This is a genomic window from Streptomyces sp. 150FB, from assembly GCF_000818195.1.
GTDB lineage: Bacteria > Actinomycetota > Actinomycetes > Streptomycetales > Streptomycetaceae > Streptomyces.
This window is the reverse complement of sequence record NZ_JTHL01000001.1, coordinates 1,542,626-1,560,204: the sequence shown is the minus strand read 5'-3', so window position 1 is coordinate 1,560,204 and position 17,579 is coordinate 1,542,626. Positions and strand designations below refer to the sequence as shown.

General features: G+C 68.0%; 12 protein-coding genes. 9 read left to right on the top strand and 3 right to left on the bottom strand.

Features of this window, described 5'->3' with window-relative positions:
* The first annotated feature begins 86 nt into the window (after positions 1-86).
* The 4 genes from metH (at position 87) to QR77_RS06300 (ending at position 8,264) form a co-directional block, all read left to right on the top strand.
* Positions 87-3,596, top strand: a complete 3,510-nt coding sequence (gene metH, locus QR77_RS06315; protein WP_040020190.1) for a methionine synthase — start codon at positions 87-89, stop codon at positions 3,594-3,596.
* 193 nt (positions 3,597-3,789) lie between these two features.
* The gene (locus QR77_RS06310; protein ID WP_040020188.1) at positions 3,790-4,491 is read left to right on the top strand and encodes an HAD family phosphatase; all 702 of its coding nucleotides are present in this window, start codon (positions 3,790-3,792) and stop codon (positions 4,489-4,491) included.
* A gap of 516 nt (positions 4,492-5,007) precedes the next feature.
* Positions 5,008-6,609: an ABC transporter substrate-binding protein gene (locus tag QR77_RS06305; RefSeq protein ID WP_040020187.1), complete on the top strand. Its 1,602-nt coding sequence runs from the start codon at positions 5,008-5,010 to the stop codon at positions 6,607-6,609.
* A 59-nt stretch (positions 6,610-6,668) separates the two neighbouring features.
* Positions 6,669-8,264 (top strand): ABC transporter substrate-binding protein, encoded by a 1,596-nt coding sequence (locus QR77_RS06300; RefSeq protein WP_040020185.1) that lies wholly within the window; start codon positions 6,669-6,671, stop codon positions 8,262-8,264.
* An 80-nt stretch (positions 8,265-8,344) separates the two neighbouring features.
* Here the strand turns inward: QR77_RS06300 and QR77_RS06295 are convergent, their stop codons facing one another.
* Positions 8,345-9,016, bottom strand: coding sequence for a response regulator transcription factor (locus QR77_RS06295; protein WP_040020183.1), 672 nt, complete (start codon positions 9,014-9,016; stop codon positions 8,345-8,347).
* Positions 9,017-9,123: 107 nt separating this feature from the next.
* Positions 9,124-10,041 carry a PD-(D/E)XK nuclease family protein gene (locus tag QR77_RS06290; RefSeq protein WP_078876505.1) on the bottom strand — a complete coding sequence of 306 codons (918 nt, stop codon included), beginning with the start codon at positions 10,039-10,041 and terminating at the stop codon, positions 9,124-9,126.
* Between the two features lie 64 nt (positions 10,042-10,105).
* Between QR77_RS06290 and QR77_RS06285 the strand changes: the two genes are divergently transcribed.
* The 3 genes from QR77_RS06285 to QR77_RS06270 all read left to right on the top strand — a co-directional run bounded on the left by QR77_RS06285 (position 10,106) and on the right by QR77_RS06270 (position 13,352).
* The gene (locus tag QR77_RS06285; protein WP_040020182.1) at positions 10,106-11,353 is read left to right on the top strand and encodes a site-2 protease family protein; all 1,248 of its coding nucleotides are present in this window, start codon (positions 10,106-10,108) and stop codon (positions 11,351-11,353) included.
* A gap of 88 nt (positions 11,354-11,441) precedes the next feature.
* Positions 11,442-12,443: a tRNA (adenine-N1)-methyltransferase gene (locus QR77_RS06280; protein WP_063798003.1), complete on the top strand. Its 1,002-nt coding sequence runs from the start codon at positions 11,442-11,444 to the stop codon at positions 12,441-12,443.
* Positions 12,444-12,704: 261 nt separating this feature from the next.
* Complete coding sequence (locus QR77_RS06270; protein ID WP_040020179.1) at positions 12,705-13,352, top strand: hypothetical protein; 648 nt, start codon at positions 12,705-12,707, stop codon at positions 13,350-13,352.
* A 76-nt stretch (positions 13,353-13,428) separates the two neighbouring features.
* On the opposite strand, the gene QR77_RS06265 is transcribed toward QR77_RS06270, so the two are convergent.
* The gene (locus tag QR77_RS06265) at positions 13,429-13,749 is read right to left on the bottom strand and encodes a ferredoxin (protein WP_040020178.1); all 321 of its coding nucleotides are present in this window, start codon (positions 13,747-13,749) and stop codon (positions 13,429-13,431) included.
* Between the two features lie 255 nt (positions 13,750-14,004).
* Between QR77_RS06265 and arc the strand changes: the two genes are divergently transcribed.
* A complete protein-coding gene (gene arc / locus QR77_RS06260; protein ID WP_040027391.1) occupies positions 14,005-15,771 on the top strand; it encodes a proteasome ATPase in 1,767 nt (588 codons plus the stop codon).
* A 238-nt stretch (positions 15,772-16,009) separates the two neighbouring features.
* The gene (gene dop / locus QR77_RS06255; RefSeq protein WP_201778794.1) at positions 16,010-17,521 is read left to right on the top strand and encodes a depupylase/deamidase Dop; all 1,512 of its coding nucleotides are present in this window, start codon (positions 16,010-16,012) and stop codon (positions 17,519-17,521) included.
* Positions 17,522-17,579: the final 58 nt, after the last annotated feature.

The following is a 17,579-nucleotide window of genomic DNA, read 5'->3' as shown; positions in this document are numbered from 1 at the left end:
CGGGGTGCTCCCCGCTACCCTTGCCGGGTGCCCCTTCCTCCAGAAGGCGCAAAGCCGACAGCCGTCGCAGCCCCGGGAGTACGTTTATGTCCTCGTCGCCGAATTCCTCCACCGACAGCCGGACCCGTATCGAAGCCTTTCGCGAGGCACTCGCCACCCGGGTGGTGGTGGCCGACGGCGCGATGGGCACGATGCTCCAGGCCCAGGACCCCACGATGGAGGACTTCCAGGACCTGGAAGGCTGCAACGAGGTCCTGAACGTGACCCGCCCGGACATCGTCCGCTCCGTGCACCAGGAGTACTTCGCGGTCGGCGTCGACTGCGTCGAGACCAACACCTTCGGCGCCAACTTCGCGGCGCTCGCCGAGTACGACATTCCCGAGCGGGTCTTCGAGCTCTCCGAGTCGGGCGCCAGGATCGCCCGCGAGGTGGCGGACGAGTTCACCGCCTCCACCGGACAGCAGCGCTGGGTGCTCGGCTCGATGGGCCCCGGCACCAAGCTGCCCACGCTGGGCCACGCCCCGTACCTCACGCTGCGCGACGCCTACCAGCAGAACGCCGAGGGCATGATCGCCGGCGGCGCCGACGCGCTGCTCGTGGAGACCACCCAGGACCTGCTGCAGACCAAGGCTGCCGTCCTCGGCGCGCAGCGGGCCCTGAAGGCCACCGGCACCAACCTGCCGATCATCTGCTCGGTGACCGTCGAGACGACCGGCACCATGCTGCTGGGCTCCGAGATCGGCGCCGCGCTCACCGCGCTGGAACCGCTCGGCATCGACATGATCGGCCTCAACTGCGCCACCGGCCCGGCCGAGATGAGCGAGCACCTGCGCTACCTGGCCCGCCACTCCCGCATCCCGATCTCGGCCATGCCGAACGCCGGCCTCCCGGTGCTCGGCAAGAACGGGGCGCACTACCCCCTGACGGCGGGTGAACTGGCCGACGCGCAGGAGAACTTCGTCAGCGAATACGGCCTCTCCCTGGTCGGCGGCTGCTGCGGTACGACCCCGGAGCACCTGCGCCAGGTCGTCGAGCGCGTCCGCGGCAAGGAACTCGCCGCCCGCGAGCCGCAGCCCGAGCCCGGCGCCGCCTCCCTCTACCAGACGGTCCCCTTCCGCCAGGACGCCGCGTTCCTCGCCATCGGCGAGCGTACGAACGCCAACGGCTCCAAGAAGTTCCGCGAGGCCATGCTCGAAGGCCGCTGGGACGACTGCGTGGAGATGGCCCGCGACCAGATCCGCGAGGGCGCCCACCTCCTCGACCTGTGCGTCGACTACGTGGGCCGCGACGGCGTCGCCGACATGGCCGAACTCGCCGGCCGCTTCGCCACCGCCTCCACCCTGCCGCTGGTCCTCGACTCCACCGAACTCCCCGTGCTGCGCGCCGGACTGGAGAAGCTCGGCGGCCGCGCCGTCATCAACTCCGTCAACTACGAGGACGGCGACGGACCCGAGTCCCGCTTCACGAAGGTCACCGAACTCGCCGTCGAGCACGGCGCCGCGCTGATCGCGCTGACCATCGACGAGGAGGGCCAGGCCCGTACCTCCGAGCACAAGGTCGCCATCGCCGAACGGCTGATCAACGACCTGACCGGTACCTGGGGCGTCCACGAGTCCGACATCCTCATCGACACCCTGACCTTCACCATCTGCACCGGCCAGGAGGAGTCCCGCAAGGACGGCATCGCCACCATCGAGGCGATCCGCGAGCTGAAGCGCCGGCACCCGGACGTGCAGACCACGCTGGGCCTGTCCAACATCTCCTTCGGCCTCAACCCGGCCGCCCGTATCGTCCTCAACTCCGTCTTCCTCGACGAGTGCGTCAAGGCCGGACTGGACTCGGCGATCGTGCACGCCTCGAAGATCCTGCCGATCGCGCGGCTGGACGCCGAACAGGTCAAGGCGGCGCACGACTTGATCTACGACCGGCGCGAAGAGGGCTACGACCCGCTCCAGAAGCTGATGGAGCTGTTCGAGGGCGTCAACACCAAGTCCATGAAGGACGGCAGGGCCGAGGAACTGCTCGCCCTCCCGCTCGACGAGCGCCTCCAGCGCCGCATCATCGACGGCGAGAAGAAGGGCCTGGAGGGCGACCTCGACGAGGCGCTCCAGACCCGGCCCGCGCTGGCCATCGTCAACGACACACTGCTGGCCGGCATGAAGGTCGTCGGCGAACTGTTCGGCTCAGGACAGATGCAACTGCCGTTCGTGCTGCAGTCCGCCGAGGTCATGAAGACCGCCGTGGCCTACCTGGAACCGCACATGGAGAAGACCGACGACGACGGCAAGGGCACCATCGTGCTCGCCACCGTCCGTGGCGACGTCCACGACATCGGCAAGAACCTCGTCGACATCATCCTCTCCAACAACGGCTACACCGTGGTCAACCTCGGCATCAAGCAGCCCGTCTCCGCGATCCTGGAGGCCGCCGAGGAACACAAGGCGGACGTCATCGGCATGTCGGGCCTGCTGGTGAAGTCGACGGTGATCATGAAGGAGAACCTCCAGGAGCTCAACCAGCGCAAGATGGCGGCCGACTTCCCGGTCATCCTCGGCGGCGCCGCCCTGACCAGGGCGTACGTCGAACAGGACCTGCACGAGATCTACGAGGGCGAAGTGCGCTACGCCCGCGACGCGTTCGAGGGGCTGCGGCTCATGGACGCCCTGATCGGCCTCAAGCGCGGCGTGCCCGGCGCCGTACTCCCGGAGCTGAAGCAGCGCCGCGTCAAGGCGGCGCCGGCCGTGGTCGTCGAGGAGCGCGACGAGGACGGCCCGGCCCGCTCGGACGTCGCCATCGACACGCCCGTACCCACACCGCCGTTCTGGGGCACCCGCGTCATCAAGGGCATCCCGCTCAAGGACTACGCGTCCTGGCTGGACGAGGGAGCCCTCTTCAAGGGGCAGTGGGGCCTCAAGGAAGCCCGCAAGGGCGGCCCCAGCTACGAGGAGCTGGTCGAGACCGAGGGCCGCCCCCATCTGCGCGGCTGGCTCGACCAGTTGCACACCGGGAACCTGCTGGAGGCCGCCGTGGTCTACGGCTACTTCCCCTGCGTGTCCAAGGGCGACGACCTCATCCTGCTGGGCGAGGACGGCTCCGAGCGCACCCGCTTCACCTTCCCCCGCCAGCGCCGCGGGCGCCGCCTGTGCCTCGCCGACTTCTTCCGCCCGGAGGAATCCGGCGAGACCGATGTCGTCGGCCTCCAGGTCGTCACCGTCGGCTCCAAGATCGGCGGAACGACCGCCGAGTTGTTCGAGAAGAACGCCTACCGCGACTACCTCGAACTCCACGGGCTGTCCGTCCAGCTCGCCGAGGCACTGGCCGAGTACTGGCACGCCAGGGTCCGTTCCGAGCTGGGGTACGCGGGGGAGGACCCGGACCAGGTCGAGGACATGTTCGCGCTGAAGTACCGGGGCGCCCGGTTCTCACTCGGCTACGGGGCCTGCCCCAACCTGGAGGACCGCGCGAAGATCGCGGAGCTGCTCCAGCCCGAGCGGATCGGCGTGCAGCTCTCCGAGGAGTTCCAGCTCCACCCGGAGCAGTCCACCGACGCGATCATCATCCACCACCCCGAGGCGAAGTACTTCAACGCCCGCTGACCCGGTGACACGCTGACCGGGTCACCGGGCGGCCGGGGTTCCGGGGCGCCGGGTGACCCGTCGGCCGTCCGGCGAGCGCGACACACGGACGAGTCGTACACTTATCGGTCCAGCGCAGGCCGGTCGCCCGTCCTGGAGGGAAATCCCTCCCGGGCAGGTGGCCGGCCTTCTCGTCCCTCACGGAGGTGTGCCGATGACCAGTACGGTCCCCGCGTCCTTGCCCCGAACGGCCGAAGGCTCCGCCCTTCAGGCGGTCTTCCTCGACATGGACGGCACACTCGTCGACTCCGAGGGGTTCTGGTGGGACGCGGAGGTGGAGGTCTTCAAGGACCTCGGCCACGTCCTCGACGAGGCCTGGCGTGACGTCGTCGTCGGCGGCCCCATGACCCGCAGCGCCGGATTCCTCATCGAGGTCACCGGCGCCGACATCGACGTGGCGGAACTGACCGTACTGCTCAACGAGAAGTTCGAGGAGCGCATCGGGTCCGGCGTCCCGCTCATGCCGGGCGCGGCGAGACTCCTGACCGAACTCGCCGCACACGAGGTGCCGACCGCCCTGGTCTCCGCCTCGCACCGGCGCATCATCGACCAGGTGCTGGTCTCGCTGGGCCCCGAGAACTTCGGGCTGAGCATCGCGGGCGACGAGGTGGCCCGTACGAAGCCGCACCCGGACCCGTACCTCCTCGCGGCGAGCGGCCTGGGCGTGGACCCCACCCGCTGCGTCGTCGTCGAGGACACGGCCACCGGCGTCGCTTCCGCCGAGGCGGCCGGCTGCCGGGTGGTGGCCGTACCGTCCGTCGCACCCATCGCCGCCGCGCCCGGCCGGACCGTTGTCCGGTCTCTCGAAGAAGTCGACCTGGTATTTCTGCGCGGTCTGCTGACACGGAGCAACTGAGAGACCTACCCAGCGTGGCCAGGATTGAATACAATCTAAACTCGTCGAAACTCCTCGCATATGGGCGTGTATTTTCCGTCACATCCGCCGTCTGCGAACGTGATCTCGGAAAAAGGCGTCAAGCGTGAGCTTTGTCACGCCCCGCGTCATCGACAGCGGCGAGGAGTGCTGATCCAGGCGCGCCCAGAGCGTGCCCAGCCGTTCCCTTGTGTCCTGATTCCTGAAGTCCTGTACGAAACATGCCCGCACCCCGATATCGGCGGGACGCTATTGCGTATCACTTTGTGATTACGGTTCGCAGCAGGCCAGTTCCCGTATTACCCGCGCTGCCGTCTAATCTCGTCGCGGGTACTTCGTCGCGTTCAATGTTGTGTCCCGGCGACTCTCAAGTCGCCATGAACAGCAGGACAGACAGCCTGAATCCCGGCCCGGTCGCACTGCCCCGACCGGGCGGTCGCGGCGGGTCTCCCATGTGCACATCTGTACCCCCAGTGCCGGATGAGGAGTACGTCCAGGATGAACCGCAAGACCTTGGTGCTGTCGGCCGTGGTCGCCGTGCTCGCGTCCGTACTCGCAGGCTGTGGCGGCCCGGGCTCGGGGTCGGACAGCAGTGACGTCATCGTCGTGGGCACCACCGACCCGTTCGTCGCGACAGCGAAAGCACCCGCGCCTGTCGACCCGGCGTACACGTACGACACCAACACCTGGAACCTGCTCCGCCAGACCATCCAGTCACTGCTCTACATACCGCGCGGCGGCGGCGCTCCCGAGCCCGACGCGGCCAGCGAGTGTGGCTTCACGGACACCAGCAGCGAGAGCTACCGCTGCACCCTGCGCAGCGGGCTGAAGTTCGCCTCCGGCGACCCGGTCACCGCGGCCGACGTCAAGTACTCCATCGAGCGCGTGCTCAACATCAGCGACCCCAACGGCGCCGTCGGTCTGCTGTCGAACATCGACACGATCGACGTCAAGGGTGACACCGGACTCGTCTTCCACCTCAAGACGGCGGACGCGACCTTCCCTTACAAGCTGTCCACCCCCATCGCCGGGATCATCGACCCGAAGCTGTACGCGCCGAAGAAGGAGCGCAACGGCTTCGCCATCGACGGCTCCGGCCCGTACACCTTCCAGGCCGAGGTCACCAACGGCCAGATGATGACGGCGACATACACGAAGAACCCGACCTACAAGGGCGCCCTCAAGGTCGCCAACGACAAGGTCGAGATGAAGTACTTCCCGAGCGCCGAGAAGATGATGGCGGCCCTCAAGAAGGGCGACATCGATGTGATGAACCGTTCGATCACGCCGCAGCAGATCCGCGACATGCAGGTCAAGCCGATCGACGGCATCAACCTCACCGAGCTGCCTGGCCAGGAAATCCGCTATCTGGCGTTCAACACCAACGCGCCCGTGGTGAAGGAGAAGGCCGTACGCCAGGCGATGGCGGCCTCCATCGACCGGGGCGACCTCATCAGCAAGGTCTACGACGGGGTGGCCGACCCGCTCTACTCGGTCATCCCGGCCGGCATCAGCGGTCACACCAACTCGTTCTTCAACAAGTACGGCCAGCCCAGCGCCGCCAAGGCCAAGCAACTGTTGCAGAACGCCGGCATCAACACGCCGGTAAAACTCACCCTGAACTACACCACCGACCACTACGGTGCTGCCACGGCCAAGGAGTTCGCGAATCTCCGGGACCAGCTCAACGCCACGGGGCTCTTCGACATCAGCCTCAACGGCGAGAAGTGGGCGACGTTCCTGCCCAAGAAGAACACCGGCAAATACCCGGTCTTCGGCCTCGGCTGGTTCCCGGACTTCCCGGACCCCGACAACTACATAGCTCCGTTCCTGGACAAGGACAACATCCTCCACACCCCGTACGTCAGTGAGGAAGCGCAGAAGGAGCTGATTCCCGCTTCGCGCCGTGAGGCGGATCGCAGCGCTGCTTCCGATACTTTCGCGACGTTGCAGGACATCGTGGCGGACGATGTACCGATGCTCCCGCTGTGGCAGGGAAAGCAGTACATCGCGGCCCGGGACGACATCACGGGCGCCGAGTGGGCGCTCGACTCCGGCGCGACCCTGCACCTGTGGGAACTGGGACGCGGCACATCTTGATCCACCGTCCGGCCGCCGTGGTTCGCCACGGTGGCCGGCAGAGAGCACGAGGCAGTTCAGTGAAGGCACCCAGCAGGTGGTTGACCATCCCCTCGGCGGCGGGGCTCGCAGCGGCGCTGCTGAGTGGCTGCGGCACCGAGACCCAGGGGGGAACCGCCGACACCGGCGGGTCCATCGTCGTCGGCATGTCGGACGACGTCCTGGCGACCGATCCCGCCGCGGGTTACGACCCTGGGTCCTGGCTGCTGTTCAACAACGTGTTCCAGTCCTTGATGAGCTTTCCCAAGGGCAGTTCGACACCCCAGCCGGAGGCGGCCAAGTCGTGCGCGTTCGAGCAGGGTGGCAGTACGACCTACCGGTGCACCCTGCGCGCGGGCCTGACCTTCAGCAACGGGGACAGCCTCACGTCCCAGGACGTGAAGTACTCCTTCGACCGGGCGATCAAGATCGACGACCCGGCCGGGCCCGCGCCGCTGCTCTCCACCATCCGTACGATCGACACCCCGACCGCGTCCACGGTGGTCTTCCACCTCAACGTCCCCGACGCCACGTTCCCCAGCAAGATAGCCTCCGGTGCCGGCTCCATCGTGGACCACCGCTCGTACCCCAGCGGGGCGCTGCGCAAGGACAGCGGCGCGGTCGGCTCAGGCCCGTACAAGCTGGACTCGATCACCAAGCAGAAGGCCGTCTTCTCGGTCAACTCCGACTACCAGGGCACCGCGGTGGTCAAGAACTCCGGCGTGACACTCAGCTTCTTCCGTGGCGACCAGAAGGCGCTGGCTGCCGCGCTCGAAAAGGGCACCGTCGACATCGCCTACCGGGGACTCACGGCGCAGGACAACGCGAAGCTGGAGGACTCGGCCAGCGCCCAGAAGAAGGGCATCGACGTCGTCGAGGGCACCAGCGCCGAGGTGCAGCACCTGGTGTTCAACATGAAGGACCCGGTCGTCGGCAAGCTGGCCGTACGCAAGGCCATCGCCTATCTGGTCGACCGCGACGCCCTGGTCAGCCAGGTCTACCAGTCCACCGCCACCCCGCTGTACTCGATCGTGCCAGCCGGGATCACCGGCCACAACACCGCGTTCTTCGACCTGTACGGGGGCAGCCCGCAGCCCTCCAAGGCCGAGAGCGCGCTGCGCGCCGCGGGCATCACCGGCAAGGTGAAGCTGACCCTCTGGTCCACGCCGAGCCGCTACGGCCCGGCGACGGACCTCGAGTTCAAGGCCATCGCGAAACAGCTCAACTCCAGCGGGCTCTTCGACGCCTCGGTGAAATCCGTCGCCTTCGACCAGTACGAGAAGGACATCGCGGCCGGCAAGTACGGCGTCTATGTGAAGGGCTGGGTGCCGGACTACCCCGACCCGGACAACTTCACCCAGCCGTTCTTCGGCAAGGACAACGTCCTGGAGAACAACTACACGAACAACGACATCACCGGCCGCATCATCCCGGAGACCTCGGCCCAGACCGACCGGGGCCTCACCGAGAAGGACTTCGGTGAACTCCAGGACGAGGTGGCCCAGCAACTGCCGATCCTGCCGCTCTGGCAGGGCAAGCAGTACGCGGTCGCCTACGACAACATCTCGGGGCTGGAGTGGACGCTGGACGCCTCGACCGTCTTCCGGTTCTGGGAGATCAGCAAGGACACCGGCTGAGCGGGGCGCGCTGAGCCGGGCGTACCGGGCACGGAAGCACCGCTCCGGAGCGGGAGCGGCGCACCCGTGTTGTCGGCGCCCTACTGGGCGCCGGGGCGCACCAGCCCGCTCTCGTACGCGTACACCGCGGCCTGCACCCGGTCCCGCAGCCCCAGCTTCGTCAGCACGTGCCCCACATGCGTCTTGACGGTGGTCTCGCTGACGAAGAGGTCCGCCGCGATCTCCGCGTTCGAGAGACCGCGCGCCACCAGCTTCAGCACCTCCACCTCACGCTCGGTCAGCGTGTGCAGGGCGTCGGGCACCGGGTCCTCGCCGGACGGCAGGTGGTCCGCGTACTTGTCGAGCAGCCGGCGCGTGATGCTCGGCGCCAGCATCGCCTCGCCCGCCGCCACCACCCGGATGGCCTGCACCAGTTCGTTGGCCGGCGCGTCCTTGAGCAGGAAGCCGCTGGCCCCCGCCCGCAGCGCCTCCACCACGTACTCGTCCAGATCGAACGTCGTCAGGACCAGCACCTTCGCCGGACCGTCCCGGCCGGGACCGGTGATCTGCCGGGTCGCCTCGACCCCGTCCATCCGGGGCATCCGGATGTCCATCAGCACCACATCGGGCTGGAGCGCCCGCACCTGATCGATGGCCTGGAGGCCGTCCCCGGCCTCGCCCACGACCGCGATGTCCTGCTCGGCCTCCAGAATCATCCGGAAACCGGTGCGCAGCAGCGGCTGGTCGTCGACCAGTAGGACGCGGACAGTCACAGGGAACTCCTTCAATAGACCGGCCCCATTCTGCCCTGACACCCCCGGTCCCAGGTGGCCGGGAGCCGACGGGGCCCCCGGGGTCCCCCGCCGCTCAGGAGCGGGCCCTAGACGCTTTCCTGGACCTCCACCGCCCCGGCCACCGCCCCGGCCGGCGCGGCCGCCGGGGCGACCGTCAGCGGGTAGACCGGGAGGGTGCCGCCGAATTCCGGACAGAAAGCCTTGTGGTCGCACCAGCCGCACAGCTTCGTGGGCCGAGGCAGCCACTCACCCGTCTCGGTGGCCAGCTTGATCGCCTCCCACAGCGCGAGCAGCTTGCGCTCCACCCGCTCCAGGTCCGCTTCCACCGGGTCGTACGTCACGACCTCGCCACTGCCGAGATACACCAACTGGAGCCGGCGGGGTACGACGCGCTTCCACCGCCACACCACCAAGGCGTAGAACTTCATCTGGAACAGCGCACTCTCCGCGTACTCCGGACGCGGCGCCTTCCCCGTCTTGTAGTCGACGATCCGCACCTCACCCGTCGGCGCCACGTCCACCCGGTCGATCACCCCGCGCAGCCGGAGCCCCGAATCGAGTTCCGTCTCCACGAACAGCTCCCGCTCGGCGGGCTCGAGACGCGTCGGATCCTCCAGCGAGAACCACCGCTCGACCAGCCGCTCGGCCTCACCCAGCCAGCGCGTCAGCCGCTCGCCCTCCGCGTCCCCGTCGAACAATCCGGCCAGTTCCGGCCTGGACTCCAGCAGCCGGTCCCACTGCCCTGGCACCATCGCCCTGGCGCGCGGCGCCGTACGGTCGACCGCCGGATCGTCGAAGAGCCGCTCCAGCACGGCGTGCACCAGCGTGCCGCGCGTCGCGGCCTCGCTCGGCTTCTCCGGCAACTTGTCGATCACCCTGAACCGGTACAACAGGGGACACTGCATGAAGTCGTTCGCACGCGAGGGTGACAGCGAAGAGGGCGGCAGGCTGGTACTCATGACGCAGACCCTACGACCCGACACCGACAGCGATCGGAATACCATCGACCACAGAGCCTCTCGCGGCGGATGACCGAGCGAGTGACGCTGTCGCCAACGAAGGGAACACGTGAAAGAGGACGACGAGAGCGGCGGGAGCGAGCAGCGTCGGTCCGGTACGGAGGGCCCCACGCCCGGCGGCAAGCCCGAGCGTCCCGCCGACCCCGGCGGCGGCATCCTCATGGGCCGGCCCTTCGGCGTGCCCGTCTACGTCGCTCCCAGTTGGTTCCTGGTGGCCGCCCTCATCACCTGGATCTTCGGCGGCCAGCTCGACCGGGTCCTCCCGGGACTCGGCGGGGCCCGCTACCTGGTGGCCCTGTTCTTCGCCGTCGCCTTCTACGCCTCCGTACTCGTCCACGAACTGGCCCACACCGTCGCCGCGCTGCGCTTCAAACTGCCGGTGCGCCGCATCCAGCTCCAGTTCTTCGGCGGCGTCTCCGAGATCGAGAAGGAGACCGAGACCCCGGGCCGGGAGTTCGTCCTCGCCTTTGTCGGCCCGCTGCTCTCCCTGGTGCTCGCCGGCGTCTTCTACCTCGTCCTGCTCGCTGTCGACGGCTCCTCCATCCCCGGCGTCCTGCTCGCGGGGCTGATGGTCTCCAACCTCCTCGTCGCCGCCTTCAACCTGCTCCCAGGACTGCCGCTCGACGGCGGCCGGATGCTGCGCGCCGTCGTCTGGAAGATCACCGGAAAGCCCATGAGCGGTACCGTCGCCGCCGCGTGGGTCGGCAGGGCACTGGCCGTCATCGTCCTCGTCGGCCTGCCGCTGCTCACCCAGACAGGCGGATTCGGCAGGACCAGCGAGGACATCGGCGGAGTCGAGACCGTCACCGACGCCCTGCTCGCCGCCATCCTCGCCGCGATCATGTGGACCGGCGCCGGCAACAGCCTGCGGATGGCCCGGCTCAGGGAACACCTCCCGGAGCTGGAGGCCCGCGCGCTCACCCGCCGTGCCGTACCGGTCGAGGCCCACACCCCGCTCTCCGAGGCGCTGCGCCGGGCCAACGAGGCCGGGGCCAGGGCCCTGGTCGTCGTGGACAGCCAGGGCGAACCGAGGGCGCTGGTCCGGGAGACGGCGATCGCCGGCGTCCCCCAGCACCGCCGGCCCTGGGTCGCGGTGAGCACCCTGGCCCAGGATCTGACGGAGGGAATGAGGGTCTCCGCCGAGCTGGCCGGGGAAGCGCTCCTGGAACGCCTCAGGGCGAGCCCGGCCACGGAGTACCTGGTCGTGGAGGAGTCGGGGGAGATCTACGGGGTGCTGTCCACGACGGACGTGGAGCGCGCCTTCGTGGCGGCGATGGCCCGACCGCAGTCGAACTGACGCTCGGAGTCGCCCCGTGGCAGGAGGGGCGTCCGGCCGCCCCGGCGGCTCAAACAGGACCATCGAAAAAAGACGCTAGTGTGAGGGCATGTCCGAACCGACCGGTGCCGCCCGCCGACGCGGGCCCTTCAAGGTCGGGGACCAGGTCCAGCTCACAGATCCCAAGGGACGCCACTACACCTTCACGCTCGAAGCCGGGAAGAATTTCCACACCCACAAAGGGTCCTTCCCGCACGACGAGCTGATCGGTGCTCCCGAGGGCAGTGTTGTCCGTACCACGGGGAACGTCGCCTATCTCGCGCTGCGCCCCCTGCTCCCCGACTACGTCCTGTCCATGCCCCGCGGCGCCGCCGTGGTCTACCCGAAGGACGCCGGCCAGATCCTGGCCTTCGCCGACATCTTCCCCGGCGCACGTGTCGTCGAGGCCGGTGTGGGCTCCGGCTCGCTCAGCGCCTTCCTGCTGCGGGTCATCGGTGACCAGGGCATGCTGCACTCCTACGAGCGCCGCGAGGACTTCGCCGACATCGCCAGGAACAACGTGGAGCGCTACTTCGGCGAACCGCACCCGGCCTGGCAGCTCACCGTGGGTGACCTCCAGGACAACCTGTCGGACACGGATGTCGACCGCGTGATCCTGGACATGCTCGCCCCCTGGGAGTGCATGGAGGCCGTCTCCAAGGCCCTGGTTCCCGGCGGCATCCTCTGCGCGTACGTCGCGACCACCACCCAGCTCGCCCGCACCGTGGAGACGATCCGCGAGTTCGGTACGTTCAACGAGCCGGCCGCGTGGGAGTCGATGATCCGCAACTGGCACGTCGAGGGTCTGGCCGTCCGGCCCGACCACCGGATGATCGGCCACACAGGCTTCCTGGTGACGGCCCGCCGTCTCGCCGACGGTGTCGAGCCCCCGCTGCGCCGCCGCCGTCCCTCCAAGGGCGCGTACGGCGACGACTACGACGGTCCGGGGAGCACCAGCGGCTCCCGCGGCCGGTCGGGCAAGGCCGACCGCTCCGGAGAGTCCGCAGCGTCCGCCGTGTCCGATCAGCCCGTGGCCTCCGAGGAAGTGTCGGACGGACCGACGGACGGTTGATCCGACGACCTGACGGCCGAGAGCCCCCAGGTCACCGCCCGGCCCGGCGTACGGGCCGCCAACGCCATGCCGCTGCCGTCCAGTTCCCCGTCCCCGGACGGGGAACTGGACGGCAGCTTCTTCGTGTCGGCCGCACCGCGGTCTTCCGAACGCCGCTGTTCCACCCCGGCTGTTCCACCCCGCTGTGACGTGTGGCACGATGCTGTCTCCCTCCCACCTCGGAATATCCCCCCGGCACCGCCTTCACAGGAGACACTCCGCGTGCAGCTCTCCGACGTCCCGGACCTCGCGCACACCCGCCCCCACGCGATGCACTGGCTCGCCACCGCCACCGTGATGGTGGGAGTGGTGGGGCTGGCGGGTCTGCTTCAGCCGGGCGCCGGCGCACCACGGTCCGGCCAGGGGGTGGCCACGGCCACCACCCGTGACCACTCACCGCTTCCCGCCCCCGGCACCGCCGGTGTGGACTTCCCGCTGGAGTGCGGCGGGGTCGGCAGCGTCGTGACGGAGAAGGCGTCCGGCGATCTCGACGGGGACGGCAATCCGGAGACGGCCGCCGTGGTCCGCTGCGACGGTGGCTCCGGCACCCCGCCGAGCGCCGTGTACGTACTGACCAGGGCCGCCGGGAGCGGCGGCGGCGCCACCGGTACGCGGGGTTCGACCGGCACCGGAAGCGGCGCCTCCGCCGCCCCGCCGGCCCGCATAGTCGCCACCCTGGTCACGCCGCAGGACAAGGAGAGCGTCGGCGACGGATTCGGCATAAAGGGCGGTGTCGTGCTCGCGACCCTGCTCGGCTACTCGACGCCCGACGTGCCGAGGTGCTGCCCGGACGAGAAGCAGCGGGTGTCGTGGCAGTGGAAGGGCGGCGCGTTCGTCCGCAGCGACCTGGCCGACGGCCGCAGCGTATGACCCACCGCCGACCGTAGGCCCTCGCTTCCACCCTCGCCCGCCGGGCGTTACTCTCCGTAACGCCCGGGCGCCGATGTCACTCCGCGTCGGGGCCGTACACCTCGACGCTGTCCGAAACCCGGCGTACGTGGATGCAGTCGCCCGGACACTCCTTCGCCGAGTCCCTGACGTCCGTCAGCAGCGGCAGCGGCACCCGCGTGGTGGCACCCGGGGACTGGAGCAGCTCGTCCTCCGGGCTCTTCACATAGGCGAGCCCGTCGATGTCCAGCTCGAAGACCTCGGGGGCGTACTGGACGCAGATCCCGTCCCCGGTACACAGGTCCTGGTCGATCCAGACCTCCAGCGGCTCCTGGGCCTCGGTGGCGCCGTCGGCGGTGGCCTCCTGCTGCACGGTCATTTTCTCCTGCCGTTTTCTGCGTCGGGTGATGCACTATGGAGTAAGTCGCGCCAACCCTGACGGGTGTTGAACACTTCGACGATACAACCGGCTGCTTTCCGATGTTGAACGGTGGGTATTCCCCTGGCGTGAGGGGAGAGCGCAAGGGTGAAGATCGGACACACCCCGACAGTCTTTGTGATCTAGGGGTTTCAACACCCACCCACCCAGGTAGGGTCAGGAAGCGTCCAGCTCCCCTTGGAGGAGGTGAGGACCGTGGCAGCCCACGACGACGACATCAACCGCGGCATCCGGCCCGGGCGGGGGTCAGAAGACCCAGCCGGCCAGGTTGCCTATCTCGAGCAGGAAATCGCCGTCCTGCGACGCAAGCTCGCCGACTCTCCGCGTCACACGAGGATTCTCGAAGAGCGGATCGTCGAGTTGCAGACGAACCTGGCGGGTGTGTCCGCTCAGAATGAGCGGCTCGCCAATACGCTCCGTGAGGCCCGCGACCAGATCGTGGCCCTCAAGGAAGAAGTCGACCGGCTCGCTCAGCCGCCGGCCGGTTTCGGGGTTTTTCTGCAGGCCAATGAGGACGGTACGGCTGACATCTTCACCGGGGGCCGAAAGCTCCGGGTGAACGTCAGTCCCAGCGTCGAGCTCGAAGAGCTCAGGCGTGGCCAGGAAGTCATGCTCAACGAAGCGCTCAACGTGGTCGAGGCCATGGAGTACGAGCGTGCCGGGGACATCGTCACCCTCAAGGAGATCCTTGAGGACGGCGAGCGTGCCCTGGTGGTCGGGCACACCGACGAGGAACGGGTGGTGCGGCTCGCGGAGCCGCTGCTGGACATCACCATCCGCTCCGGTGATGCCCTGCTGCTCGACTCCCGCTCCGGTTACGTCTACGAAGTGGTCCCCAAGAGCGAGGTCGAGGAGCTCGTCCTCGAAGAGGTCCCGGACGTCGACTACGACAAGATCGGCGGTCTGGGCGGCCAGATCGAGATGATCCGCGACGCGGTCGAGCTTCCGTACCTCCACCCGGACCTCTTCAAGGAGCACGAACTGCGTCCGCCGAAGGGCATCCTGCTCTACGGCCCCCCCGGCTGCGGCAAGACGCTCATCGCCAAGGCCGTGGCCAACTCCCTTGCCAAGAAGGTCGCCGAGGTCAGCGGCCGGCCCGCGGGGAAGAGCTACTTCCTCAACATCAAGGGACCCGAGCTCCTCAACAAGTACGTCGGTGAGACCGAGCGGCACATCCGCCTGGTCTTCCAGCGTGCCCGGGAGAAGGCGAGCGAGGGAACGCCCGTCATCGTCTTCTTCGACGAGATGGAATCCCTCTTCCGCACCCGCGGATCCGGTGTCAGCTCGGACGTGGAGAACACCATCGTCCCGCAGCTCCTCGCCGAGATCGACGGTGTGGAGGGCCTGGAGAACGTGATCGTCATCGGCGCCTCCAACCGGGAGGACATGATCGACCCCGCGATCCTGCGCCCCGGACGACTCGATGTGAAGATCAAGATCGAGCGCCCGGACGCGGAGGCCGCGAAGGACATCTTCGCCAAGTACCTCAGGTCCTCGCTGCCGCTCCACACGGACGACCTGGCCGAACACCGCGACTCCCGTGAGGACGCGGTGGCGGGCATGATCCAGACGGTTGTGGAGAGGATGTACACCGAGTCCGAGGAAAACCGCTTCCTCGAGGTCACGTACGCCAACGGGGACAAGGAAGTCCTCTATTTCAAGGACTTCAACTCCGGCGCGATGATTCAGAACATCGTCGACCGGGCCAAGAAAATGGCCATCAAGGACTTCCTCGACCAGAATCAGAAGGGTCTGCGGGTCTCCCATCTCCTCCAGGCATGTGTGGACGAGTTCAAGGAGAACGAGGACCTGCCCAACACCACCAACCCCGACGACTGGGCCCGTATCTCCGGTAAGAAGGGCGAGCGGATCGTGTTCATCCGTACCCTGGTGACCGGAAAGCAGGGCGCGGACACCGGACGCTCCATCGACACAGTGGCGAACACGGGTCAGTACCTGTAGTTCGAAGAGGCGGCTGCGGATGTCCGCGAGGGCATCCGCAGCCGGTTCTTTTCCCCCGCACGTTCCACGACTCCGAAGCAATGACGAAATTGATCTCCCCACCAGCGCTACGGCGTTCTAGGCTCTTCGGTACCGCCGAGTCACGCAGTGCGGGGACGGGCACCGCACACGCACCGGAGAGACAGCGGTACTTGAGCGGCGCTCCCGAAGGGGAGCACCGCCGGGCAAGGAGGGCCGCATGACCGTACGGCGAGTAATGGGCATCGAGACGGAGTACGGAATCTCCGTCCCGGGGCACCCGAACGCCAATGCCATGCTCACCTCATCCCAGATCGTCAACGCCTACGCGGCAGCGATGCAGAGGGCGCGCCGCGCCCGCTGGGACTTCGAGGAGGAGAACCCACTGCGGGACGCGCGTGGCTTCGACCTCGCCCGCGAGACCGCCGATTCCACGCAGCTCACCGACGAGGACATCGGCCTGGCCAACGTGATCCTCACGAACGGCGCACGGCTGTACGTGGACCACGCGCACCCGGAGTACGCCTCTCCCGAGATCACCAACCCCCGGGACGCGGTCCTCTGGGACAAGGCCGGTGAACGGATCATGGCGGAGGCGGCCGAGCGGGCCGCCCAGTTGCCGGGCGCCCAGCCGATCCATCTGTACAAGAACAACACCGACAACAAGGGCGCGTCCTACGGCACGCACGAGAACTACCTGATGAAGCGGGAGACCCCCTTCTCGGACATCGTGCGCCACCTGACGCCGTTCTTCGTGTCCCGGCAGGTCGTGACCGGCGCCGGCCGGGTCGGCATCGGCCAGGACGGCCACGAGCACGGCTTCCAGATCAGCCAGCGCGCGGACTACTTTGAGGTCGAGGTCGGCCTGGAGACCACGCTCAAGCGCCCCATCATCAACACCCGCGACGAACCGCACTCGGACGCCGAGCGGTACCGCAGGCTCCATGTGATCATCGGCGACGCGAACCTGTCAGAGATCTCCACCTACCTCAAGCTGGGCACGACCTCGCTGGTCCTCGCGATGATCGAGGACGGCTTCATCAATGTGGATCTGGCCGTCGACCAGCCGGTACGGACGCTGCACCAGGTCTCGCACGACCCGACGCTGCACCAGCTCGTCACGCTCCGCAGCGGCCGGACACTCACCGCGGTACAGCTCCAGATGGAGTACTTCGAGCTGGCGAGGAAGTACGTCGAGGAGCGGTACGGCGCCGACGCCGACGAGCAGACCAGGGACGTCCTGGCCCGCTGGGAGGACACGCTCAACCGGCTGGAGAACGACCCGATGAGCCTGTCGGGGGAACTCGACTGGATCACCAAGCGCGAAGTTCTTGAGGGCTACCGCCGCAGGGACAGCCTGGACTGGGACGCCCCGAGGCTGCACCTGGTGGATCTCCAGTACTCCGACGTGCGCCCCGACAAGGGCGTCTACAACCGTCTGGTCGCGCGCGGCAAGATGCGGCGTCTGCTGGACGACAGGGACGTCGAACGGGCCAGGACAAAGCCTCCTGAGGACACCAGGGCCTACTTCCGCGGCCGCTGCCTCGAGCAGTACGCGGACGACGTGGCCGCCGCGTCCTGGGACTCGGTCATCTTCGACCTGCCCGGACGCGACTCACTGCAACGGGTGCCGACTCTGGAACCGCTGCGTGGTACACGCAACCACGTGAAGGAGCTGCTGGACCGGTGCCGTACGGCGGAAGACCTGGTCCGGGTGCTGTCCGGAGGCTGAAACGACCCCGGTCAGGGAATGATCGGGGCAGGCTCCGGACGTTGTACCAAAGTGCCGG

Bases quoted from the DNA above. Each gene is read 5' to 3' on its own strand.
- metH (WP_040020190.1), top strand. From the start codon at position 87: ATGTCCTCGTCGCCGAATTCCTCCACCGACAGCCGGACCCGTATCGAA.
- QR77_RS06310 (WP_040020188.1), top strand. From the start codon at position 3,790: ATGACCAGTACGGTCCCCGCGTCCTTGCCCCGAACGGCCGAAGGCTCC.
- QR77_RS06305 (WP_040020187.1), top strand. From the start codon at position 5,008: ATGAACCGCAAGACCTTGGTGCTGTCGGCCGTGGTCGCCGTGCTCGCG.
- QR77_RS06290 (WP_078876505.1), bottom strand. From the start codon at position 10,041: ATGGTATTCCGATCGCTGTCGGTGTCGGGTCGTAGGGTCTGCGTCATG.
- QR77_RS06280 (WP_063798003.1), top strand. From the start codon at position 11,442: ATGTCCGAACCGACCGGTGCCGCCCGCCGACGCGGGCCCTTCAAGGTC.
- QR77_RS06265 (WP_040020178.1), bottom strand. From the start codon at position 13,749: ATGACCGTGCAGCAGGAGGCCACCGCCGACGGCGCCACCGAGGCCCAG.
- dop (WP_201778794.1), top strand. From the start codon at position 16,010: ATGACCGTACGGCGAGTAATGGGCATCGAGACGGAGTACGGAATCTCC.